A 22,522-nucleotide genomic window follows, 5' to 3' on the forward strand; every position below is an offset into this window, starting at 1 on the left:
CGAAGATTGTCATCGTTAGATGATCTTTTTGTAAATCACATTAGTAGGCACGAACGGAATCATGTAAGCAAGCAAGAAAACTATCGAAGAAAGAAGAACGGATTCGGTCCGCGTTGTAAGTGAAATAAATGTAACGTTTAAAAGGATTCTGAGGAATACTGCGGCAACTTAATTCCCCTCGCTGCAGCTCCTTTGCGATAGCAATTTTGGAGATGACGGAAACACTTTCTCCAGTTAAAACAGCTTGTTTGATCGCTTCTAAAGAATCCATTTCCATGACTGGTTTGAGCTTAACCCCCAAAGATTTGGCCCAGTTCAAGGTCATAGTTCTTGTGCTAGACTCTTGCCCATGCAAGATAAAAGGAACTTCGTTTAATAATTCAGGGTACAACGTTTCTTGTCGAGCAAAGCGGTGATTGGGATTAAAAAAGAAAACCAGTTCATCTTCACAGAGTGTTTCACCTACGAGCGGAGACCACTGAAACGGTTCTGCGGACATAATGCCAATATCAATTTCATGATTAAGCAGCATGTCTTGAATGATCGGAGTTGGCCGAACTGTTAAAGATACCGAAATTTGTGGATATAACTTTGAAAATGAGCTTAACATTTCCGGAAGCACATACGTACCAGGCACCGAACTTGCTCCAATTTTTAAATGACCACTCCCTCGCTCATCAAATTCCTTCACAACTCGTTCCGCCTCTTGTACTAATGCATTAATCTTCTTCGCGTAATGATTCAACGATTGCCCCGCTTCGGTTAAATGGACTTTTCCCCCTCTTGAATAAAATAACTGCACACCCATCTCTTGCTCCATGGATTTCATATGAAAGGATACTGTCGGCTGCTTGAGTCCTAGATGTTCAGCAACAGAGGTAATGCGTTTGTGCTTATCCAGTAGTTCAATAACTTGAAATTTTAACATATGCCAATTCATTTTTGCGTATCCCTCTTCTTCCTTGTTCTACCTAACTGGGGCCAATTATAGATAAAATCTATGGAGTTGAATAGATACACAATAAAAACTTAACAATCTATTTACCCAGGATTGATACTTAGCTGACGCTCGGCTTCTACACTAAGGGTGAGATCAAAAGCACGGAAGGAAGCATGCGATGTCTCTACAACTTAGCGGTATAAGCAAATCTTTTGGTTCCATGGCAGCATTGGAAGGCATTGGGCTCAGCCTCGCCAAAGGAAGATTTACGACGTTACTAGGCCCTTCTGGTTGCGGTAAAACAACCCTTCTTCGGATCATAGCTGGTCTGGAGACGCCTGATGCAGGTGAACTTCATTTCGGCGATGTCTGTTTATTTTCGAAAAAGAACAGAATTAATCGCCCTGTACACAAGCGTAATTTTGGTATGGTCTTTCAAGATTTCGCACTTTGGCCTCACTTAACAGTGTTGGAAAATGTAGCGTTTGGTCTGAAGGCAACAGGAGATAAAACGAATTGGCGTCATAGAACGATGGAAGCCATTGAGTTGGTGCAACTGCAAGGAAAAGAAAAGCGCTATCCACATGAGCTTTCTGGAGGTCAACAGCAACGTGTTGCACTCGCTCGTGCGATTGTAGTCCAGCCTCAGCTCGTGTTGTTCGATGAACCCATGAGTGCTTTAGATGCTCTTCTACGAGAAGAAATGCGACTCGAGCTGATGAATCTGGTTCGAAGAATTGGTTTCACAACCGTCTATGTCACGCATGATCAGACTGAAGCGATGTCAATGTCGGACGAAATTATCGTCATGAAAGATGGACGTATTTTACAAAAAGATACGCCTGAAATCATTTACAGAAAACCTTCGCATCCCTTCACGGCTCGATTCATTGGCAAAACCAATTGGTTGGAAGTGGACAAGCGACTAGTGCGACCTGAGCATGTGCGATGGGAGTCGCTTTCGGACAACGACCTGTCTTACACAGGCGTCGTACAAACGGTCAGTTACATGGGAGAACGTTATGAAGTCACTGTGCAGCTAAGCACGGGCGAGTCCTGGATGGCCTACCATCCCTTACGGTTAACCGTTGGAGATTCCGTCCAGTTGTTTGTTTCACAGCAACAGATTCATGTGCTTTAACGAGCAGTTACCATAATCATACATGAGAGAGGGCGTTTAAAAATGAAAACGAAAATGAAGAAGTCTTTGCACACGAGTACATTAGCTTTAATGACGATTTTGGTCGGAGTCGGATTAACGGGGTGTGGAACAGCTAGCCAAACAACAACTGCCGGGACAGCATCCGCTAAACCAACAGAAGCTGTGGCGACGTCATCCGCATCAACAGCTCCAACGGCAACACCAGAGGCAAAAAAGTTAAGCGGTAAAATCGTCGTGTACAGTGCAGGACCTAACCCGCTTGCCGTTAGCATTCAAAAAGGATTCACCGCAAAAACAGGTGTAGAAGTTGAAATGTTCCAAGGCACAACGGGTAAAATCATGGCACGTATGGAAGCTGAAAAGTTCAATCCTGTTGTCGATGTTGTTATTCTCGCTTCGCTTCCTTCTGCTATCGGGATGACGAAAAGTGGGTTAACGCTTCCTTATAAAGAAGCAAAAAATGGCGATATGCTGATTCCAACTTACTCGGACAAAGATGGCAACTATTTTAGCTACAGTCTATCTGCCTTAGGGATTGCTTATAATACGAAGCTTGTGACGAATCCGCCGAAAGAGTGGAGCGATCTAACGAAGCCTGAATGGAAAGATCAAATTAATATTCCAGACCCTGCTCAGTCCGGTTCCGCGCTTGATTTCATGTCTGGTTACACGAATAAGAACGGCGATGCTGCTTGGGACTTGTTCGGTAAAGTGAAAGCGAATGGCGCTATCATTGCTGGTGCTAATCAAGAAGCCATGGATCCCGTCATCTCAGGTGCCAAAAAAATCGTTATGGCAAGTGTTGATTATATGACCTACGCTTCCAAAGCCAAAGGTGAGCCTATTGACTTGATCTATCCAGCAAGTGGAACGGTTATCTCTCCACGACCTGCAATGATTATGAAAACATCCAAAAACGTAGATGCATCCAAGGCTTTCATCGATTACCTGCTGTCAGATGAAGCTCAGAAATTGGTCACTGACTCTTACTTGCTATCAGGTCGCAGCGACATTCAAATTCAAGGCCGCATAAGTGCGAAGGATATCCCTGCTTTGGATGTGAGCTGGAGCTGGATGAATGAAAACCAAGATGCCATCACACAAAAATTTACGCAATTATTTAAAAAGTAAGATGAGGTTGGGGATGACGACAAAATGATTGTTAAACGTACGGGGACGTACTTGGCATTGCTGCTTCTAGCTATGCTAGTCGTCCTTCCTCTTCTATTAGTAGCTTGGAAAAGCATTTGGACAAAGGGGACATTAGATCTCTTAGCCCCTCTACGGGTTGTGATCGAAAAAGATTTAACTGGTGTTTTCAGCAACTCGTTTATGCTGGGTATTTGGGTAGTAATGGGGAGTACGCTTCTCGCGTTGCCGCTCGCATGGATTATGGCAAAAACACCGCTTCGTCAGCATCGTTGGTTGGACATTGTGCTCCTGATCCCCTTCATGACACCTCCCTATATCGGTTCAATGGGGTGGATTCTCTTCATGCAGCCGCGAGGATATCTAGAGCAGTTCCTGCCTAGTGCGCATTGGGTAAGCAGCCATTTCTTCACCCTTTTCGGCATGATCACGATTATGAGTCTGCATTTATTCCCGTTCTTGTATCTCATACTTCGAAACGCAATTCAACAAATCGGTGGAAATAAAGAAGAAGCTGCTGCTGTACATGGAGCTAGTTATGCTTATACCATTCGACGAGTGCTTCTACCACTTGTGTTTTCGAGCTATGTGATGGGAGCCTTGCTGATATTTGTTAAAACATTGGCTGAGTTTGGCACGCCTATCACGTTCGGTAAACGTATCGGCTATTTCGTTCTCACCACGGAAATTCAAGCTTCTATTTCTAGTTGGCCTGTCGATTTCGGCAAAGCGACTTCCTTAGCTTCGCTCCTTCTAATGGCCTGTCTTGTAATCTGGTATGTCCAATCTGTCATTGTTCGCCGACATTCCTATAACCTTGTGAGTGGTAAAAGCTCGCAAGGTAAACTGATGGGTTACCGCGGCTGGCAACGCGCATTGGCTTGGCTGTATGTGGTGCTTGTGCTCGCTACGGCGATCGGCATCCCTTACTTCTCTATCATTTCCGCTTCGCTTATGAAGCTCAGAGGCAATGGACTCGCTTGGACGAATCTCACCTTCCGTCACTACGGTGAGCTGTTGACTTGGGGCTCGCCAAGCATGAAAGCCCTAACCAACAGCATGGGGCTCGCTTTGCTCGCCGCATGCTTAGCGGCGGCGCTTGGTACTTGGTTCGCCCTCACGATCGGGCGCGGCAAGCGCTTGCCGGAACGGATCACGGACATGTTCAGCCTGCTGCCGAACACGGTTCCCGATATGGTCCTCGTCGTCGGACTCATCATGCTATGGAACGCACCATGGATGCCGCTCCACCTCTACAACACGTACGGCATGGTTGTCCTCACTTACGTGGTGTTCTTCCTGCCGTACACCGTACAATACGTCAAGGCACGCAACGGCCAGCTCGACGAATCCTTGCGGCACGCCGGGCAAGTGTTCGGTGGCCAGCCGTGGTACGTGTTCCGACGTATCATCCTGCCCTTGCTCCTACCGGGTATCGTCGCCGGCTGGATGATGACCTTCACCATCTCGCTGCGCGAACTCGTCGCCTCGATGATGGTGCTGCCGCCGTCGATGCAGACGTCGGCGACGTACATTTTCGCTCAATTTGAACAAGGTCAAATTTCGCTGGGTATGGCGATGGCCGTCGTTTCAGTCGGACTTACGACAATCTTGCTCTTGATCGTCAACAACATGAATTCAAACAGAAAGTGGAATGCGCAATGATGCATGTGGAAGTATGGGGCGGCGCCGGTGAACACGGACGCTCCTGTTATTGGGTTGGCAATAAGCAGAGCAGCGTGATGCTCGATTGTGGCGTGAAGCGGGAAGGAACTGGAGAGTATCCGCTGCTGGATCCTTCTAGAGTAGCTGCACTAGATGCCGTATTTCTATCACACGCCCATGAAGATCATTCAATTGCAATCCCTTGGTTGTATAAAATGGGCTATACAGGCGTCGTGTGGGCGTCGCGCATCACGGCTGAGCAGCTTCCCGGTTATTTCACAAGCTGGGGGAATTATGTACGTCAACAAGATGGAGAACTTCCTTATGAGGATACCCATCTTGCTTCTGTCAGGTACGCGTTCATCGAAGATGCTGCTCCGGCACAGCAATGGTTTACGATCTCTCCAACGCTTCGCGTATGTTGGGGACGAAGCGGCCATATGCTTGGCTCCATCTGGCTCTTGATTGAGATGGAGGGCAAACGACTTTTCTACTCCGGAGATTATAGCGAGGATTCGATCTTGCTTGGTACAGATACGCCGCAGCTAACCGAATATGCTGCCTTGGACGGTGCTATCTTAGATGCGGCCTACAGCACGGACACGGATGAGCAAGAGACGAAGCTGGAGCATCTCAACATGGAAGCAGATCGCGTACTAGCTGCGAACGCTCTGCTATTGCTACCCGTTCCTGTTTGCGGCCGCGGACAGGAACTGATGCTCTTGATGAAGCAGCACTACCCTGAGACGCCGATCCGGGTGGAGCTCGAACTGATCCAATCCATGGAGCTTATGCTTGGGCATCCTAGCTGGCTCAAGACCGGCATGGCAGCGCTGTTAGCCGAAGCTTTAAGCAGCTCACGTTTCACCATCATCGCTTCCGATGCTGATCGAGAACGTCTCCTCCAGGAGGACATCACAGGTTCTCGCGCGGCTATTTGGTTCACGACGGATGGTATGATGCAATCCAACAAAGCACAGCGGTATTACGATGTGCTTCGTCATAACCCGAGCAATGGCATCTTGATTACGGGCCATGTAGCTAAAAGCACGTTCGCGTGGCGGCTGCTCGACCTCCCAGACGCAGCAAGCGGATGTCGCATCCGCGCCATCCGCTACAAAATCCATCAAGGACTCCCCGACGTCCGTCGGATGGTCCGATCTATGCGCAGCAACTTCAAGCTGCTCGTCCATGCACCCAAACGGGATACGGATGCGCTGCTCCAACAGCTCACCAAAGAGGGAGAGCAAGATCTGCTCTCCCTTGGGCCAGGTGCTCGAATCGTTTTGTAACGATGCGAGCATCTTCATTTTTTAACCCTTCATAAGCTCGTCCAGCTCATCCCAAGATGAAATCCGCGGCAAGGTCAGATCTCGATTATACGATCTATCCTTCACACAAATGCGTACAGGCAGATGGGCTAAAGTCTCCAGGACAGTCGGTTTGTCGTCAAAGTAATAATCGAGGCCTAGCGCCTCTATAATGTGTACTTTCTCCGAATCACTCATCCCACAGTAGAAATGCCCGTCCGCAACAGGGAATCCATGGTCAAGCAACCATTGTCGTGTGCGCTCCGTATGCTCTTTGTCTCGAGCCGTAATGTAGTACACTTCATGACCTTGCTCCACCAGTCTGTTCAAAACCTCACGCGCATGGGGGAATATCGCACAGTCCGAATAATATATCTCATCACGCAAGCTAAACCACAACTTTCCGCCATCTTCTTTGCTCAATCCAAAAGCACTGTGAATTTCCATGGATGGCAAGGCATCAAACACATCCAGCCCAATATTCTGTCCCAGCTTCTGATTATAAATATGAAACGCATGCTCTCTTAGATTAATGAGGGTATCATCAATATCAAATCCTAGCTTCACCGTCTAACCCTCCATTTCAAATTACCGCTATTCCTTTAATTTGATCCCAAAAAGACTGACAAATACCGAAGCCTGTTCTCTAGAAATAATACATCCGCGCAAATCCTCAATACTCACGCCTAAGCTTGTAAACTCACATGTGCTAAGGTCAATCCCTTCCAGTTTCGTACCTGTAAATTGGGCTTGCTCCAATTGACAACCCTCAAATTGTAGCTTTTGCAAAGTCGCTTCATAAAAATCAGAGCTGTTTAAAGAACACGTTTGAAATGTGATTTGTTTAAGATTTGCCATGCGGAATGTCACAAAGTCCCCTAAGCAATCTTGAAAAAGGATGTTTCGTAATGTGGATTCTGTCAGATCCATCCCAATAACTTTGCAATTCCGAAATTCTGTTCTATGTATCGTTGCTTCTGTAAAGTCGACATTGGATAAGTCGCATCTATCAAAAATAACATCCGTAAATTCAATTTCTTTCATCGCAATGCGTGTAAAAGTCACGTTACGAAAAATAACTTTATCAAACGCGACTTTATAGGCAGACTGATTATCAATAACACAATCACTAATGATGCCAGTATGAAAGCTATCTTCAGGCTCAAATTTCCCTTCCTGCAAAGTAATAACTGGTAATTCTTTGGGCATTTTGGGTGCATCTAATTTAGGGATACTCATGAGAAGCTCCTTATCATAAGGTAATGGGCAAAAAAATAAGCCTTACGGCTTACCTTATAAAATAATCATTGTAGATAAACTATGCAGCATGAAGAATAAGGATCCCCATTTTCTTTTGATATAATTTCGGCCACGGAAAAGCCTAGTCTTTATCGTAGAAACAGGTAGATTCACTTCTCGGCTGATGTCTTCTAGCGACATGTCCAAATAATATTTGTAAACAATGAGATCTTTATATTTATCGGGCAGATCTTGAATCATTTGTTCCACCTGGCTATATGTTTCCTGTTCAATAAGCTGAAGCTCAGGTGTCTTCTCATGACTCACCAACTTCTCAATGAGCGGTCGTTCATCCTGGGAAGGGAACCCACTCGTATCCATGGAGAGTTCTTTTTTCTTCTTCCTCATCAGATCAATCGTGACATTCTTGCCAATGCTAAAGATCCAGCTGGAGAAGTTCTTGGTAGCGTCAAATCGATGAGAATTCAAATGTGCGCGCAAAAAAGTCTCCTGAACAACATCTTCGGAATCTGACTTATTTCGAAGCATACGAAAAGCTAATCGATAAATTCTGTCCTTATACAGCTCCAGAAGTCGATTAAACGCTTTCGCATCTCCTTGACTCCACATTGTTGCAAGTTGACTATCGCTTAATTGCAGCATGTTAAATCTCCTTCGCCTAGTAAACTACCTATCTTCTATTCTACCAAATCAAAGCAAAAAAAAGAAACCTTTTCAGGCTTCAAAGATGACTATTTATCGATAAAATTGGACACATATTCCGCTTTCTCTGCACTTGCTATGACGATTAACGTTACAATAATGCCGAATAAGATAATTCCGCCTACGATCATACCGCGCACCCTCTTTGCTGATTGATACGAGTGATCATCTCTTAACAAAGATATGATGCGCAGTACTGATTATTCACCGATATTCATAATAACATATTGTTCAATATGGCTTGCCAGTAAGCCGAAGGTTGGTTTCTGGACCTCAACATGTTCGCCAAGGAGCGATTTCACTGCTAAATACGGGAAGTTAATACCCGCTAAACAAGTGACATGTAAACCGCCTGACATCCGAGGATTGATCTCTAACAGCTTCGGTACACCCTGATTGTATTTAACTTGAATATTATAATTAAAAGGAATGCGGTACGTTGCCGCTACGCGATTAGCAAGTTCAATCAGCTCTGGTACTTCCTCCAATAACCTCAGTCGTCCATCCGCTTTGCGACGCGGGACAGCCGCCAGAAGCTCGCCGGATGCGGAAGCTAAGCAATCGATGCTGTATTCATGCCCTCCTAATACTTCCATGACCATAACGTCATCAAAACGTTCTACCGTTGAGAAGTTCTGATACGCTTGCTCTTTCGTGAGATACGGCATGACGGGCCCAAACATATCACTCAGCGCGTTCCGCTTATTGCTAATAATTCGAAATCCATTACCTCCCTCGCCATTCGTTGGCTTCATGCAGACGCCATGACCAGCCGCTGTAAGCGCATCGTGAGCATTAAGAAACTGCTCAGCCGTATTCACCACATGATAATCAGGAATCGCTACGATTCCCTTAGGCCGAATAGATTCGTAGAATTTCTGCTTTTCCATGAGATTTTCTAAGAGCTCCAGATCACGACAAACCGTTACACGCGTACCGATTTTCTCAAAGTCATCAATATGCTTAGCGATCGCGTACATATGCAGCCTAGGAATAAACACATCAATTCCATGCTCTTTACAAAAGTTTAGTGCGTATTCCACATAGTCATCATCGTTAAGAACAGGCTCTGTATCAGCAAAGTCAGCTGCTTGCAGCGCCATGTGAGTTCGATCGGGATGTGTGGCGTACATCTTAAATTGAGCCCCATCCTCATTATTGCGGATGCTGTTCATGTAATGATAGGCAACAGAGAACCAGCGGTTAAACCATACTTTTTTCATGAGGGCTCCTTTATGAGCAACTTGCGATGCTCGCTGTGTGTGGAATGGACAAAGGATGTAATATCGTCCCCTGCAAAAATACCGGACTCCTCCGTGAATCTATATCTCCCTGACGGTGTCAATTGCTCTTGGCGAAATAACTCTCCGTGGCCTGGAGCAATGGCATAATCTGCGATATCTAGCAAGCTCTGATCCAGCAAGGAGTCACCGGAAGCAATGACTTTCCGGCCATCAAGCAGCTGTTTCAGATGTGTAACCGCTGCTCCCTTGCTCACAGCTTCTGGGACAATGTACACCTTCCTGCCTTGAACAGAAGTCCGCCAGCCCATCTCCTTCAGCTGTTTACTCATATCGGTTATTTCCTGTACTGGCATGCGGTCGCGCTCGACAATATGAGAGTAGAAGAGATCATCACACCAACTTGAGCTGATCACCCAGTCCTGATCTAACACGGCATTCATGACTAGGCGAATATCTTCGACTGGCGCGCTTGACTCACGAACACGCATTCTCACATGATCTTGCCACTCCAAATCCACTTTACCACCAATCAGCATATTCCCCCCGTTGCTCGTCACGGCGTATTGGGGTTTCAGGATTTGACTGATGAGATGAATTCGCTCATATTGGGCAATTGTCCGCGTTGTCACCGGGATGAAAATAAGCTCATTCATCAACGCTTGTAGACGTTGATACGTACTAGAGGACATATACGATCTCACTTTGCCATCGATGAGCTCGGCAACCATGATGCGCTCTCCCAAAAGCTCGGCTCGCTCTGCAGGTTGCGAATAAATTAAGGTCTGGTCTAAATCACTAGCGTAAATCATTCGGCATCCCCTTTCACGGATTGGATCAAACCGCAGCATGAATAGGTGAGGCCTGGATACACCTCAACTGGTACACCACGCGCCTCAGCTAGCAGCAAGATATGCCGAATATGCGGATTATCCATGCGATTTACTAATATCCGCCATGGTACTCTTCGAAGGAGGACACGCGTCGTTTCTCCCACTCCAGGCTTGATCAGATTAATATCAGCCATGGAATAGGCCATCTGAATCGCTTGAATATCCCGTAAGCCATGCCAAGTTATGGCGGGTGGATGCAGCAACATTTCCTGGGCAATCTTCTGGGCTGCCTCTGTCACTCCGCTGAAATAGGGCACGATCGCTTCAATAAAATGGGTAGACTGATCGTGTTCGAGCCATTCCTTATAATATTTGGATCCATGGAAATCATTTGGGCCAATCAAATCGTCGCGCAGTACTGTACGACTCATCAAACCAGAGACTGTCGAGTTCAGGCATGCGCTGGGAATTAGGAAGTCCTCGCGGGTTCCAAACATGTCGGTGCAATGCCCAGGATCGGCAAGAACAGCTAGATCATCCTCCAAGACGATCCCGTGCTTCCTTGCCATTTGATCACAAGCTTGGGTAAGCACTTTACGAATAGCCCCCTTGCCTGTCCACCCATCAATGAACTGCAGCCTTGCTCCTGGATGTTTCTGCAACATGTATAAGAGAGCGTTCTCATCGATTCCCTTACCACGAATAATCGAAATACTGTAATGGGGCAGCTCGAGTCCATGGGTGTCCCTGAGGTATCGCTTGATCAATATGCCCACAGGCGTGCCCGCTCTAGCCAAGGAAACGAGGACCGTATTCGGCCCTTTCTTGGTTCGTATAAGCTCCGCTACTACACCAACAGATAAGGCTACTTTCTCAGCAGACAGCTCGAGGGTTTCTTGATATAGATTCAAGTAATCAGAGGAAGGCAGATGCTCCTGCGGGAGCATTTCGGAGTAGTGTGTACCGGATTGGATAGCACGCTCTCTGGCATCTAAAGCGACTTCCAACTTGATCTTGCTAATATCCTTCAGTAGAAATGTCACATCGCTAGGTGGATAACTCCCCATTGGTTGAGGTTCATCTATGCGTCGGGATCGCCAAGCTTCCATACCTTAGCCTCCTTCCAATCAACCGTTTGAGGCGAGAAGAAGACAATATGCAAGGTATGCAGCCCCTTCGCTTGGAGAATTCGCAGAATCGGCTCCATGGATGAAGGTGACGCTTCTCTTTCCATAAAAAGAAAGAGCTCCTGATACATGCCGTGCGGGATATTGTAGAAGAAATGGACAACTTGTTCATCCTCTGGGGAAGGGAAAGCATGGCCGTATTTCACCGCATAGTCGTCGTGTTCAATGACATGGATTGGACTGCGTGTCGTCGATTGATAAGACACCCCATCCCCCATCTCTGCTGCAATCCGCATCGGGATATACATGAATTCCCCTGTCCCCACACACAATGTGTGAATCCCTGTGCGTTTGCGCTTGAGCAACTCAGCCGTTTGCGTGATGGAACGATCCAATTGTTCCGTATTGGCAGGGGTAAGTCCGAATCTCCCGCTATGCTGCAAATAAGGACGGTTACCCGCATATGGAGCGTGCGAGAATAGCTGATTGGCATAACCTATTTGTAGTTCTGTGTGCTTCTCAAACAAAGGGCTAGGCGCTTGCACGGGCAAGCTCTCACTAGAACCAACTACCTTCGTATTCCCGCGAATTAATGAGATCACGTGAATTGTAATATGTAATTCCCGTTCCAATTGGTCAAATTGAAGGATATCTTCCTCTGTACGCCAATCCAGCAGTGCTAACACGTAGTAAATCTTCTTTGGAAATTTCCCTTGCAGGTCGCGAATGATATTAAGCGATGTTCGGCCTGTCGTAATTTCATCATCGACGAGAACGAGAATCTCAGGCTGAGCAAGAATGGCAGGGTCATTGGAGTAGCCATAGTGCGCTGTAGCATGCGAATGCTCTTCTTCGAATTGAAGAATGGTTGGTGATTCCTCAATCACCTCACGAGTCGTATGCAGATAATGGCTTCCCTGTCCAAAAGCTTCGTATACTGCATGACCAATGGCTGTAGCCGTTTCCGCAAATCCAATGAAAGCAATAGGCTGCTTTAGTGGCAACCGTTCTGACATGATCGCATGATAGGCAGTTTCTGCTTTCTCAGGGCATACAAGCCCCTCAATAGCCCGTTGAACCTTCTCATCTGTATGGTTTCCTTGTAAAGCTTGCTGCAGTAATAGCGCTAATGTAGTACCACTTAGCAGTGACGTATATGGATTCACAGGGATATGCTTGCCTAGCACCTTACTTACAAACAAAAAAGATCGCTTCTTATTAATTCTAGCCGCCATGGAGAATAAAGCATCCAGCGGTATGCTGTAGGGATTTGAAGTAACGGAGACGTGCAGTTCCAAGTCACCCGCTATTTTATACGTACGCTCGGTTAGGTCCAGTGAGTAATCCATCAAAGGTTTGTTGTTCATGCAGCACCCCATAAACTTGTGATCGTAGAAGAATACGTTTCGCCCAATTATAATGGGGTTTGAATTCATTCATTTTATTACCGTATGCACTCTTCATAACACCAAGATCCCCATGATTATTTTTTAGAATACTTACAGCATCTGTATATTCTTCATGAGTGATCGCATAGCGGGTTTGGACCGGCTTAATGTGTGTAGGATGAATGATTGTTTTGCCAATTAAACCATTTTCTTTATCCAGCATCACTTCATCTAGGAGACCTTTCACTCCGAAATATTCATACACAGGTCCAGAAATGACGTTGGAGGCCTCCATCCGACCAAAAATATTAATAATATCAGCAACACAATCCCGTATCGGAGCAATATCATAAATCGTTCTGTCCGGACTTCTTCTCAACCCAAATAAGCTAGAAAAGTCAGTAGCGCCAATCCGAATATTCAAAACTAACTCTTTAAAATTCGTTATGATTTCGTTAATCGCTAGTAAAGTAAAAGTGCGGCTTTCTTTATAAATAATCGAGGCAGATTCCAGAATCGGTAGTCCATAAAGCGTTGGTGCAGATGCCGATTTCTCATCATTGTAATTTTCTAGAACTTGAAAATAATCCTCGCCGTTTTCCACTGTGAATTTCGGGAACACAATACCCGTTAGAAGAGCTACATTCTCCTCCAGTCTCTCAAGCACATAGTTCAATTGATTCACACTTCTCACACGAATGAATATCAGCGGCAGATTCTCTGCACTTACGATGCCTACTTCCATCCAATACGCGATCTGATTCATTTGCCCAATAAGCGATTCTTCAGCAGCATGCACTTCGTTATCGCCTACAGCATCTTCGAGATCTAGGACAACTGATACTAGGCCTTCAATTTTACCAAAAGCAATATCTTCTGCGAACGTACGCCGGGTCGCTGGCATATATAAAGCAGCGCCGACTGAATGAGCTAAAATGTCTTTGTGCGAATGATTATGGAAGGAATTCGGCGGTAAATAAAATAAAGCTTTCTCTTCATCTGCGGTTAAATAATTAAAATATCGCATGCCGATTCCTCCCTCTTTATTTCAAAACAATCCCTCCTTAACGGAGGGATTGCCCATGATTACACGTATGATGTGATTTAAGATCCTTTGACAGATCCAGATTTCCTCTTACGAAGTGAGCTCAAAATAATAGTTCCTCCGAACAAAGCAATAATGACAGAGAAGAAGATAACATGTGAAATGTGGAAACCGAATGCTCCAGCAATCATTTTAAGACCGATGACGATAATTAAAATAAACGCTGTTTTCTCAAGTTCTGGGATCTTGTCAATAAGCTTCAAGAACACTTGCGCCACGCCTCTCATCATAAGGACGCCTAAGATTCCGCCTAAGAACAATACCCACACCTTGTCACTCACACCAAATGCGGCAAGAACACTATCGACACTGAATGCAATGTCCATGATTTCTACGGCAAGAACAGTACGCCAGAAGGAAAGACCTTTATTCTTAACTTCCCCTCCATCATCGCCATGCTTCTTCATGAAGAGGTTACTATAAGCAATCCACAGGAGGTACAACCCACCGGCTACCTTAATCCAGGTAATCTGTACTAAGAACGTACCCACACCAATGGCGATAAATCTAAATATGTAAGCTCCTAGTAGACCATAAAATAATGCTCTCTTCTGCTGTTCCTTCGGTAAATGCTTAACCATAACAGCAAGCACGAGCGCGTTGTCTGCAGAAAGTAATCCTTCGAGAAGAACAAGTGTACCGATAATCCCCCAGTTTACGGGATCCGTTAGTGTTGCTGAGAGCACGTCCCAACTAAAGAAATTCATAAAATTGTCTACAAAACTACTGAAAAAGTCTGACATTTAGATGGACCCCCTGTTTAATTGCTATTCGTCTTTGTGCGATCTATCCTCATCTATCTCAATCACCGATTACACGAATCGTCTACTCGGATCATTGAATTCCAATCCATAACGCAACAAGCTGGTCAAGTGAACACCATTTCATGAGTTGAATTGATTAAGAAGAGTAGGGAAGGTGATGCACCCTGAAAGCATCCCGGTGGCATCACCCTACTATGTTAGACTTCCATCTTAGGAAGTTTGTAAACCATAATCACGTGCCAAGCCTGCTAGTCCGTCTCTATAACCACTACCGATTGCACTAAATTTCCACTCGCCATTATTACGGTAAAGTTCACCGATAACAACGCCTGTTTCAATGGAGAAATCCTCGCCAAGATCGAAACGAATTAATTCCGCGCCAGATCCTTCATTTATCACACGTACATAAGCATTGGAAACTTGTCCAAAGTTTTGCGCTCTTGCTTCCGCATCATGAATGGTAATGCAGAATGCGATTTTCTCTGTTTCTGCTGGAACTGCACTTAAATCAATGGAGATAACTTCGTCATCGCCATCGCCTGCGCCAGTACGGTTGTCACCTTTGTGCTCGATAGAACCATTTGCATTTTTGGTGTTGTTGTAGAAAATAAAATCGGATTCGTTGCCAACTTTACCAGCCGCATTCGCTGCAAAAATGGAAGCATCCAAATCGAAATCCTTACCGCCATCATACTTGTTCGTGTCCCATCCTAGGCCAACAAGAACTTTCGTCAAACCTGGGTTTGTTTTCGTTAAATCGACTTTCTGACCTTTAGATAATGAAATAGACATGGTAAATACCTCTCTCTTATATAGGATTTGGCTGTGCCATTATTGATATCTTTTGACCAATTGTCCAATCGTTGTATCTGTACTGCCTTCACCAATTGCACTGAATTTCCATTCGCTGCCGTGTCGGTAAATTTCACCAACAATAAGAGACGATTTGCCTGAGTAGTCATCCGATAAGTTAAACTTAACCAACTCTTGTTGATTAGAACCATTCAATACACGGATATATGCGGATTGGATGAGACCGAAATCCTGTTTTCTATTCACACAGTCATAAATGTTCACGACGAATGCAATTTTACTCACATCAGCGGGAACTTGTCCTAAATTAATAGAAATCGTCTCATCGTCACCATCGCCATCTCCGGTACGGTTGTCACCAGAGTGGACGACTGAACCATCAGGGCTTTGTAGATTAGCAAAGTAGATCACATGTTTCTGATTCGTAATTTTTCCTTTTTCATCCAAAAGAATGACGGAAGCGTCACAATCGATCTCAACTGCTGATTTCTTGGAGCCGAAGAACCCCTTCTTCTCAACAACAGCAGGATCCCAACCCAATCCAACCACAACTTTAGATAGACCTGCGTTACCTTTTGTTAAATCAATCTTCTGACCTTTGACTAAATTGATTGTCAACGAGGCCACCTCCCTTCGCTTACCTGTTTTAGTGAACTCCCTTATCTGATACGCATAAAATTCAAACACGTTTCACTTTCCTGGGTAAATTATTTGTGAATTCGACTCCAGTAGTCAAAATCCCCCAGAATTCAAAAGAAAAACAGCCACAGGACAGTCCTAGGCTGCGTTTCATCTTATTATAACATCTTATAACTTGTCGTATTCAAAAAATTTCCAATGGAGCCTTTTTCTCATCCAATGATTAACTTTTCCTCTGGATATCGGATTAGAGGCTTCTTCTTTCCGTTTCCGTTCGTAAATAAGGAATAGAACAGAAATAAGCCGATCCTTCCGATAAACATGAGTAAGATAAGCGAGATTTTGCTAACTGTGCCCAAGTCTGGGGTGATTCCCGTGGATAAACCGCAAGTTCCGAAGGCTGACGCCACCTCGAATAGGATAGCGGACACTCCCCAACGGTCGGGTTCTGCTAGTAATAGAATGAAGATTCCTCCCAGTAGCAGGGCAATACCCGTCAAGAAAAACACAAAGCTCTTGAGCGAATCCTCTTGACTGATCGTCCGGCCGAAAACTTTCGGTTCTTTTTCCCCACGCGAAAAAGCAATAAGAGCTAGTACAACTACGGCTACGGTCGTTGTTCGAACACCGCCCCCCATGCTGGATGGGCTTGCCCCAATAAACATTAGAATAGAAACAAGCAGCAAACTTGCCTCTGTAAGGGTAGATATATCGATGGTTGTAAGTCCAGCGCTGCGCGATGTGACGGATGTGAAGAGTGCAGTAAGTATTTTCCCATGCCAGCTCATTCCTGCCAAAGCATGCGTTCGCTCCGTCAACCAGAAGCCGATTGCCCCGAACAGTAACAATACAGATGTCGTAACGAGTGTCAGCTTGGTATAAAGGGAGAAACGGAAATTCTTATGTCCGCCCCACCAATACTCTCGCAACTCCGCTAGAACGGGGAAGCCAATCCCACCTAATACAATTAGAAACATAGTAAGTGCCTGCACGAAGTAGTCATTTGAATAGTTAAGCAAAGAGTTACCGAATAGATCAAAACCAGCGTTCGTGAACGCCGAGATCGTGTGAAACATCCCGTGGTATAGAGCACTCCAAATTGACCCATATTCTCCAGTCAAGTAGAAATACAACCCAAATGCCAATGTGCTGATTGCCTCTAATATCAGTGTAAAGGCCAATACGAGCTGCATTAGCTGAACCAATCCAGATAAATTGTTGCGATTCTGGTCAATCATAATCATTTTACGCTGTAGCAATCCGATTTCCTGACCGAACAATAGCCAGTAGAAGCTTCCCAAGGTCATGACGCCGATCCCACCGAATTGAAAAGCAACGATGAGCACGCCAATGCCGAAACTGCTAAGCGTATCTGTGATACTAACCGTTGTCAGCCCTGTTACACTGACAGCACTGGCTGATGTAAAGAGGGCGTCCACAAAGGATATTGTGGCGCCCGCTTTTAAACTGATAGGTAATTTAAGAAGGATGGCGATAAGAAAGATGCCAATGAAATAAGCGATAACAATAAGTCTAGATGCTGGCATTTTCTGAAGTTTAATGAGCATGAAATATACCTTCAACTGAGAGTATAAGATTAGATACTCTTATAGTGTCCTTTGAAATGTTTTCCCATCCAGAGGCATACATCCCATAAATCGGCAACAGGCTGGTTCGTGAACGGCAACGTGTGCAAATACCCTGGAGGTCCGAATTCTGGTGTATAGGTGATTGTCGTTACGCCTGCCTCCTGCTTCGCTTGGACGATACTGTCCCACCAGCTCATATGCCTTTGCAATTCATTTGCATACTCTGGGGCTCTTGGATCTGGCACTTGTGGTCCTTGGGCATAGCCTACTCGGCCGTGAATATGCTGGACATGGGAGAAAGATTTGCGCAGATTGTCCTCTTGGCTCTCTAAAGTCGTTTCCGTTACACAACACCAATGGCTGTAATCGGCTGTTAGTTTGATGCCAGGAACGGCATCTAACAGTTTTGCCGTTTCCCATGGATTATACAAGGCTCTACCGCGGTGCGTCTCATGGCCGATGGCAACCCCGTATTCGCCTTCAATTTTAACCGTTTCACGGAAGTAATCGATTTGCTCTTCAAAGGGCATCGAATCCTTCGCACTATGTGACGTAATGCTTACTGGTCGAAATGAAACCGCGCGTGCCACTTGCTCAGCAAAAGAAGCTACATGATCCGGCCCCTGTGTAAATACCATCGGGATATAGTCCAGTTGGTGCGTTTCCAGTAACTTGCGGAACTGATCTTCTTCCGCTAGTGCCGGCATCGGTGCTTCAACTCCGACATAACCCGCTCCAGCAATACGTTCAAACTGAGACTCAAGCGATCCTTCCATGCCCCACAATGCTTTAAATAATTTGATTTCCAATGCAAAAGCCCTCCTCATCACATCAATGAGTCAAGCTTAAATCATCAGCCATTATTTGACCAGTGCAAATATTGAACCTAATCTACATTTACTTCAGCTGATTCGACTGGCTCTGCCGACTCATAAACCATAGCGTCAACCAGATGAGAATAAACCCGAGCAACTGGCCTAGCGTTAATGTTTGACCAAATACAAGCCAATTCACACAGACACCCACCGCAGGGAAGGCAAGTTCTGCTAGCGTGGCAAAGAACGCCTTGGTGGAGGACAAACCTTTATAATATAGCAGCATGCTAATTAGGCCAGGGAAAAAGGCTTGGAATAGCAAATTTACCGCGATAATTGCCAGTTCACTGCTCGAACCGTTCAATCGCCAATGGTCACCACTTGCCAATAGCACGATCGTTAATAGTGGAAGTGCAAGCAAGAACCGAAGTGAAGTCACGACAGGGAATTCCAACTTTTTCTGAAGCAAGTATTTCCCCATCACGGTGGAACCGCCCCATAGCACAGCTGCTAATATTGAAAATAAACAGCTAATTGTGCCTAAATCCTTCATACCCATGCCTGGCAAACCAAAACCAAAGGTCAATAGATACGTGCCTAACAGCGCCACCCCGATATAGTTGAAAAACTTCGACGGCAATGTTTCTTTAAGCAACACACGAGCTAGAATGATAGCGAATAATGGCTGTAATTTCTGTAGAAGCAAGATCGCATTAGCATTACCATGAGAGAAGGCCGCGGTGAATAAAATAGTTGCAACTGCCGATCCTCCCCAGGATATGAAGAGCAGCGCACCAATGACGCCAAGGGTAAGCTTACCTAATAGCGTTCGGCGATACTTCAACAACACAGGCACAGCATAAATAGCCAGGAGCACATGTTCAATAAATACGATTTGCGCTGAGGTAAAACTTTTCAATAACAAGATTCGAAATAGCGGATCCAGTCCCCACAGGGTTGCGCCAAGTGCGACATACCAGATCCCACTCATCCCATTCGTACGAGAGCCTAAGCCTTGAGAGGCCGCTCCCTTACTATTAAACTTCACTGCATTTTCCAATTCAAAAACCTCCTAGAGAACGTTCTGAATTGAACCTTCTCGAAGAACAATGCCCCCGCTCAAATGAATGACGGGGGCATTGACAAACAAACCTAATGAATTGTCGCAAGCGCAATTCAACAGGCTGTTCTTCACCTTCTCTCATCCGGACTATACCGTCGGCCTTGGAATCACACCAAGTCAGTCCCAACCATTGCTGGCTGGGAGTCGCGGGCTTAGATACACCGGGTATCCTCACCGCCGGTAGGGAATTGCACCCTGCCCCGAAGGTTCATATTCGATTAAGTGTATACTAACAGGTTACAGTTCAATTGGCAACCCTTGATTTAAAGTCGATCCGCTATTCGGTGTAAATTGGTTAAGCTCAGCTTGACGCAATCCATGGGATTACCTTGACACACATCCTGCTCTACAACATACCACTCCACGCCATTCTGCTCTCCCCATAGCAGAATAGGATCGAAATCAATCACACCTGTGCCAATTTCAGCATACGCCCGCTGCTCATCGTCAGTCATATCCTTAACATGCATCGTTGGCATCCGATGGCTATATGGACGAATGAAAGCAGCTGGATCTTTCCCTGCTTTCTTCACCCAATAGACGTCAATTTCCGCCAATATGGCATTATCCGCAGAAGGCTCCATCAAATATTCCAGAGCATTTGTTCCGTTAACACTTGTTTCAAACTCAAAAGCATGATTGTGAAAGCTGAGTGTAAAGCCGTCCTGATTTATTTCCCTCGCAATGTCATTTAATTGGTTCTTAAATTGACGGTAGCCTTCCTCATTTCGAAGCTCATGGGGGACGGACGGACAGATTAATACTGTCGTCTTGAGAAGTCGTGCTTCCTTAAGGACAATCTCCAGCTCACTGATTAAACGCTGAAAAGAAACATGCATACCTGCCGTTTGTAAGCCTGTTTCCTGCAGCACGTCGGAAATTTCTTCTGCCGAGTAACTGTGCAGACCCGCCAGTTCAACCCCTGCCCAGCCCATCTGCTTCAGTTCTCTTAGCACGTTTGGGAAATCTTGTTCGCATTCGTTTCGCAAGGTATACAGTTGTACTGCAAACTTCTGTTTCATTTTATATGCCGCCTTCGCTATTATTTAGTGTGATCAATCGAGGTACGATTCGTTCTAATGGGTGGGCAAGTGCCCCACCTTGTACCAACCGTGCTCCGCGAAGCCGTGGAGGCAGACCACTTCTGCCATCTAAATGTAATTGTTCTTTAATCTCATGTACACTTTAATATAAGTCGTTTACTACAAATACGGTAGTACTCTACTCATTCATTGGAATAACTTGGAGCCAATCCATGTGCACAATGTTTTCCGTGGATTTAAGTACAATGCGATGTAATCCAGGACTAAGCTTAAATTCTTCATTCAAACGTAGTGTACGCCAAGATTTCCCAACAATCTCTACCGTCTCAATTAATTTATCATCGACTGAAACAGCCATCTGTGCTCTTTCATTGGGTGCAAAAGCACGCAAATCAACCGTATAAAGCGAGGTTTTGGTATCATGACCCACTGTGAATTCATAAGCTAGCCAGTCTTCAGCTGCTAGTTGAACACATAATCGTTCATCCGCCTGCCAAAGCTCCCCTTTGCCATGTTGAAAGTTAGGTATCGTTCTGGTTGATTCTATAAAGCGGATATCTGTTCTGTCATTTATTCGAAATCCAATGTTTTCAACCCTATGATGCTTGGTCCCGTAACTAACCCCTTCTCCCTTGTAACCATAGAAAATCGCGGGTATACGAGTCGAAGGTCTGCGGAAAAGGGAATCCGTTACTTCTTTTTGATACAAACAATGCTCAAAAGAAATGTTGTGCAGGTATTCCCATAAAATGTGCTCGGCCGATGCCTTATCTGGCTTAATTCCGCCTTCTAAGTAGTCAATCAACTGCTGCCAGCCCGCTGGCTGGATCACAGAGCATGGTGAATTATTTTTACTCATTTTTTTCCAAGTCCAAAAGTTCCACGATATGTCATGGTCCTCGAATAATCGAAATGCACCCGCATACCATTCCTTATTGTTCTCACCGCCTTCGCCCATAAAGATCGGTACATTCCATTCTTCACGCTTATCCAGAAATATCTGAATACTCTCTGTATCCGGGTTGTTCCAGTATTTATGAAATTGAAGCATAAGATTATCATCGAACTTTTCATCAAAAATAGACCAATCTGTGGCCCAATGCACACCTTCCAGAATGATCATATGACGATTATCGACTTCGCGAATAGCTTTCGTAATTTTCTTATAAAGCGGCATGACTTCATCATGATAGGCTGAAAACCATTCTGGCAACGGCTCGTTCAAAAGATCATAACCCGCTACAATCCACTCATCTTTATACCGTTCAGCCAGCATTCGCCATAAAGCGACTGTGATTTCTTGATTCCGTTCGTTCATAAACAGCTCAGGTTGATCGAATTCCGAATCATCGATATTCGTTCCTGTCTGTCCTCCTGTAGCACCGTGCAGATCAAGAATCACATAAAGTCGATGCTCACGACACCAATCAATGACGTTGTCCATGATTTTTAAATGGGCTTGATTATATCGAACACCCTCACCCTCACTATCCTCTATCAAAAACCTGGCAAGAATCGGTACACGAACAGAATTGTAACCATCCGCAGAGATTTGCCGAATATCCGACTCAGACGTATATCTATTATAATACATCTCCCAGAATTGCTCAGCCTTCTCTTCGCCAATCAAATCCCTAACCATCTGTTCGATTCGTCTAGGTCGATCGCCTTGATCAGGAAAAAGCCACATGTACCCTTCTGGGAGCATCCAACTTCCAAATCCAACGCCGCGAAGCAAAATCTCCTGTCCTTCACCATTTATTAGCTTTTTGCCTTTGGCCTTTAAAAAACCAGTTACTTCATGCACGCTTGTTGTCACAATACGGTTCCCCCTCTCTAATCCAAGTAATGGCC

General features: G+C 45.2%; 21 protein-coding genes and 1 riboswitch. Of the genes, 4 read left to right on the forward strand and 17 right to left on the reverse strand.

Going from position 1 to position 22,522, the window contains the following annotated elements:
* Nucleotides 1–40: 40 nt before the first annotated feature.
* Entirely contained in the window at nucleotides 41–928 is an 888-nt protein-coding gene (locus tag A8708_RS25415) for a LysR family transcriptional regulator (protein ID WP_338044238.1), read from the reverse strand.
* A gap of 190 nt (nucleotides 929–1,118) precedes the next feature.
* Here A8708_RS25415 and A8708_RS25420 point away from each other — a divergent pair, with 190 nt between their 5' ends.
* Genes A8708_RS25420 through A8708_RS25435 form a run of 4 tightly spaced genes read left to right on the forward strand, consistent with a single transcriptional unit; the run spans nucleotide 1,119 to nucleotide 6,208 of the window.
* A complete protein-coding gene (locus tag A8708_RS25420) occupies nucleotides 1,119–2,081 on the forward strand; it encodes an ABC transporter ATP-binding protein (protein ID WP_068668214.1) in 963 nt (320 codons plus the stop codon).
* A gap of 42 nt (nucleotides 2,082–2,123) precedes the next feature.
* Complete coding sequence (locus tag A8708_RS25425; RefSeq protein ID WP_068668216.1) at nucleotides 2,124–3,233, forward strand: ABC transporter substrate-binding protein; 1,110 nt, start codon at nucleotides 2,124–2,126, stop codon at nucleotides 3,231–3,233.
* Between the two features lie 24 nt (nucleotides 3,234–3,257).
* On the forward strand, nucleotides 3,258–4,916 hold the full coding sequence (locus A8708_RS25430) for an ABC transporter permease (protein WP_068668218.1): 1,659 nt from the start codon (nucleotides 3,258–3,260) through the stop codon (nucleotides 4,914–4,916).
* Nucleotides 4,913–6,208, forward strand: coding sequence for an MBL fold metallo-hydrolase (locus tag A8708_RS25435; protein WP_068668220.1), 1,296 nt, complete (start codon nucleotides 4,913–4,915; stop codon nucleotides 6,206–6,208). The genes A8708_RS25430 and A8708_RS25435 overlap by 4 nt, the downstream gene beginning before the upstream one ends.
* Before the next feature lie 21 nt (nucleotides 6,209–6,229).
* On the opposite strand, the gene A8708_RS25440 is transcribed toward A8708_RS25435, so the two are convergent.
* From A8708_RS25440 to A8708_RS25515, 16 genes are all read right to left on the reverse strand, one after another.
* Nucleotides 6,230–6,793, reverse strand: a complete 564-nt coding sequence (locus A8708_RS25440; RefSeq protein ID WP_068668222.1) for a 5' nucleotidase, NT5C type — start codon at nucleotides 6,791–6,793, stop codon at nucleotides 6,230–6,232.
* 27 nt (nucleotides 6,794–6,820) lie between these two features.
* Nucleotides 6,821–7,465 (reverse strand): pentapeptide repeat-containing protein, encoded by a 645-nt coding sequence (locus tag A8708_RS25445; protein WP_068668224.1) that lies wholly within the window; start codon nucleotides 7,463–7,465, stop codon nucleotides 6,821–6,823.
* A gap of 54 nt (nucleotides 7,466–7,519) precedes the next feature.
* The gene (locus tag A8708_RS25450) at nucleotides 7,520–8,128 is read right to left on the reverse strand and encodes a sigma-70 family RNA polymerase sigma factor (protein ID WP_068668226.1); all 609 of its coding nucleotides are present in this window, start codon (nucleotides 8,126–8,128) and stop codon (nucleotides 7,520–7,522) included.
* Nucleotides 8,129–8,388: 260 nt separating this feature from the next.
* Complete coding sequence (locus A8708_RS25455) at nucleotides 8,389–9,411, reverse strand: ATP-grasp domain-containing protein (RefSeq protein WP_068668228.1); 1,023 nt, start codon at nucleotides 9,409–9,411, stop codon at nucleotides 8,389–8,391.
* Nucleotides 9,408–10,241: an HAD family hydrolase gene (locus A8708_RS25460; RefSeq protein ID WP_068668230.1), complete on the reverse strand. Its 834-nt coding sequence runs from the start codon at nucleotides 10,239–10,241 to the stop codon at nucleotides 9,408–9,410. The genes A8708_RS25455 and A8708_RS25460 overlap by 4 nt, the downstream gene beginning before the upstream one ends.
* On the reverse strand, nucleotides 10,238–11,371 hold the full coding sequence (locus A8708_RS25465; RefSeq protein ID WP_068668232.1) for a cysteine protease StiP family protein: 1,134 nt from the start codon (nucleotides 11,369–11,371) through the stop codon (nucleotides 10,238–10,240). The genes A8708_RS25460 and A8708_RS25465 overlap by 4 nt, the downstream gene beginning before the upstream one ends.
* Nucleotides 11,344–12,756 (reverse strand): phosphoribosyltransferase family protein, encoded by a 1,413-nt coding sequence (locus A8708_RS25470; RefSeq protein WP_068668234.1) that lies wholly within the window; start codon nucleotides 12,754–12,756, stop codon nucleotides 11,344–11,346. The genes A8708_RS25465 and A8708_RS25470 overlap by 28 nt, the downstream gene beginning before the upstream one ends.
* Nucleotides 12,701–13,804 carry an HpcH/HpaI aldolase/citrate lyase family protein gene (locus A8708_RS25475; protein WP_068668236.1) on the reverse strand — a complete coding sequence of 368 codons (1,104 nt, stop codon included), beginning with the start codon at nucleotides 13,802–13,804 and terminating at the stop codon, nucleotides 12,701–12,703. Before A8708_RS25475 ends, A8708_RS25470 begins: the two co-directional genes overlap by 56 nt.
* A 77-nt stretch (nucleotides 13,805–13,881) precedes the next feature.
* A complete protein-coding gene (locus tag A8708_RS25480) occupies nucleotides 13,882–14,625 on the reverse strand; it encodes a TerC family protein (protein WP_068668238.1) in 744 nt (247 codons plus the stop codon).
* Between the two features lie 231 nt (nucleotides 14,626–14,856).
* Nucleotides 14,857–15,438: a TerD family protein gene (locus A8708_RS25485; RefSeq protein WP_068668240.1), complete on the reverse strand. Its 582-nt coding sequence runs from the start codon at nucleotides 15,436–15,438 to the stop codon at nucleotides 14,857–14,859.
* 39 nt (nucleotides 15,439–15,477) lie between these two features.
* Nucleotides 15,478–16,077: a TerD family protein gene (locus tag A8708_RS25490; RefSeq protein ID WP_068668242.1), complete on the reverse strand. Its 600-nt coding sequence runs from the start codon at nucleotides 16,075–16,077 to the stop codon at nucleotides 15,478–15,480.
* Between the two features lie 233 nt (nucleotides 16,078–16,310).
* Nucleotides 16,311–17,666, reverse strand: coding sequence for a TrkH family potassium uptake protein (locus tag A8708_RS25495; RefSeq protein WP_068668244.1), 1,356 nt, complete (start codon nucleotides 17,664–17,666; stop codon nucleotides 16,311–16,313).
* 29 nt (nucleotides 17,667–17,695) lie between these two features.
* Nucleotides 17,696–18,496, reverse strand: coding sequence for a sugar phosphate isomerase/epimerase family protein (locus A8708_RS25500; RefSeq protein ID WP_068668246.1), 801 nt, complete (start codon nucleotides 18,494–18,496; stop codon nucleotides 17,696–17,698).
* Nucleotides 18,497–18,584: 88 nt separating this feature from the next.
* Complete coding sequence (locus A8708_RS25505; protein ID WP_157265037.1) at nucleotides 18,585–19,493, reverse strand: DMT family transporter; 909 nt, start codon at nucleotides 19,491–19,493, stop codon at nucleotides 18,585–18,587.
* A 198-nt stretch (nucleotides 19,494–19,691) separates the two neighbouring features.
* A riboswitch (FMN riboswitch) is annotated at nucleotides 19,692–19,837 on the reverse strand.
* Between the two features lie 51 nt (nucleotides 19,838–19,888).
* Nucleotides 19,889–20,647: a sugar phosphate isomerase/epimerase family protein gene (locus tag A8708_RS25510; protein WP_068668250.1), complete on the reverse strand. Its 759-nt coding sequence runs from the start codon at nucleotides 20,645–20,647 to the stop codon at nucleotides 19,889–19,891.
* 199 nt (nucleotides 20,648–20,846) lie between these two features.
* Nucleotides 20,847–22,487, reverse strand: a complete 1,641-nt coding sequence (locus A8708_RS25515) for a cellulase family glycosylhydrolase (RefSeq protein ID WP_068668252.1) — start codon at nucleotides 22,485–22,487, stop codon at nucleotides 20,847–20,849.
* Nucleotides 22,488–22,522: the final 35 nt, after the last annotated feature.

The sequence above is a fragment of the Paenibacillus oryzisoli genome (assembly GCF_001653565.1).
Lineage (GTDB): Bacteria > Bacillota > Bacilli > Paenibacillales > NBRC-103111 > Paenibacillus_E > Paenibacillus_E oryzisoli.

What these genes read in the sequence shown, in the direction of transcription:
- A8708_RS25470 (WP_068668234.1), bottom strand. Translation starts at nt 12,756, where the DNA reads ATGAACAACAAACCTTTGATGGATTACTCACTGGACCTAACCGAGCGT.
- A8708_RS25455 (WP_068668228.1), bottom strand. Translation starts at nt 9,411, where the DNA reads ATGAAAAAAGTATGGTTTAACCGCTGGTTCTCTGTTGCCTATCATTAC.
- A8708_RS25475 (WP_068668236.1), bottom strand. Translation starts at nt 13,804, where the DNA reads ATGCGATATTTTAATTATTTAACCGCAGATGAAGAGAAAGCTTTATTT.
- A8708_RS25450 (WP_068668226.1), bottom strand. Translation starts at nt 8,128, where the DNA reads ATGCTGCAATTAAGCGATAGTCAACTTGCAACAATGTGGAGTCAAGGA.
- A8708_RS25510 (WP_068668250.1), bottom strand. Translation starts at nt 20,647, where the DNA reads ATGAAACAGAAGTTTGCAGTACAACTGTATACCTTGCGAAACGAATGC.
- A8708_RS25435 (WP_068668220.1), top strand. Translation starts at nt 4,913, where the DNA reads ATGATGCATGTGGAAGTATGGGGCGGCGCCGGTGAACACGGACGCTCC.
- A8708_RS25485 (WP_068668240.1), bottom strand. Translation starts at nt 15,438, where the DNA reads ATGTCTATTTCATTATCTAAAGGTCAGAAAGTCGATTTAACGAAAACA.
- A8708_RS25445 (WP_068668224.1), bottom strand. Translation starts at nt 7,465, where the DNA reads ATGAGTATCCCTAAATTAGATGCACCCAAAATGCCCAAAGAATTACCA.
- A8708_RS25465 (WP_068668232.1), bottom strand. Translation starts at nt 11,371, where the DNA reads ATGGAAGCTTGGCGATCCCGACGCATAGATGAACCTCAACCAATGGGG.
- A8708_RS25415 (WP_338044238.1), bottom strand. Translation starts at nt 928, where the DNA reads ATGTTAAAATTTCAAGTTATTGAACTACTGGATAAGCACAAACGCATT.
- A8708_RS25495 (WP_068668244.1), bottom strand. Translation starts at nt 17,666, where the DNA reads ATGCTCATTAAACTTCAGAAAATGCCAGCATCTAGACTTATTGTTATC.
- A8708_RS25420 (WP_068668214.1), top strand. Translation starts at nt 1,119, where the DNA reads ATGTCTCTACAACTTAGCGGTATAAGCAAATCTTTTGGTTCCATGGCA.
- A8708_RS25505 (WP_157265037.1), bottom strand. Translation starts at nt 19,493, where the DNA reads ATGAGTGGGATCTGGTATGTCGCACTTGGCGCAACCCTGTGGGGACTG.
- A8708_RS25425 (WP_068668216.1), top strand. Translation starts at nt 2,124, where the DNA reads ATGAAAACGAAAATGAAGAAGTCTTTGCACACGAGTACATTAGCTTTA.
- A8708_RS25460 (WP_068668230.1), bottom strand. Translation starts at nt 10,241, where the DNA reads ATGATTTACGCTAGTGATTTAGACCAGACCTTAATTTATTCGCAACCT.
- A8708_RS25430 (WP_068668218.1), top strand. Translation starts at nt 3,258, where the DNA reads ATGATTGTTAAACGTACGGGGACGTACTTGGCATTGCTGCTTCTAGCT.
- A8708_RS25480 (WP_068668238.1), bottom strand. Translation starts at nt 14,625, where the DNA reads ATGTCAGACTTTTTCAGTAGTTTTGTAGACAATTTTATGAATTTCTTT.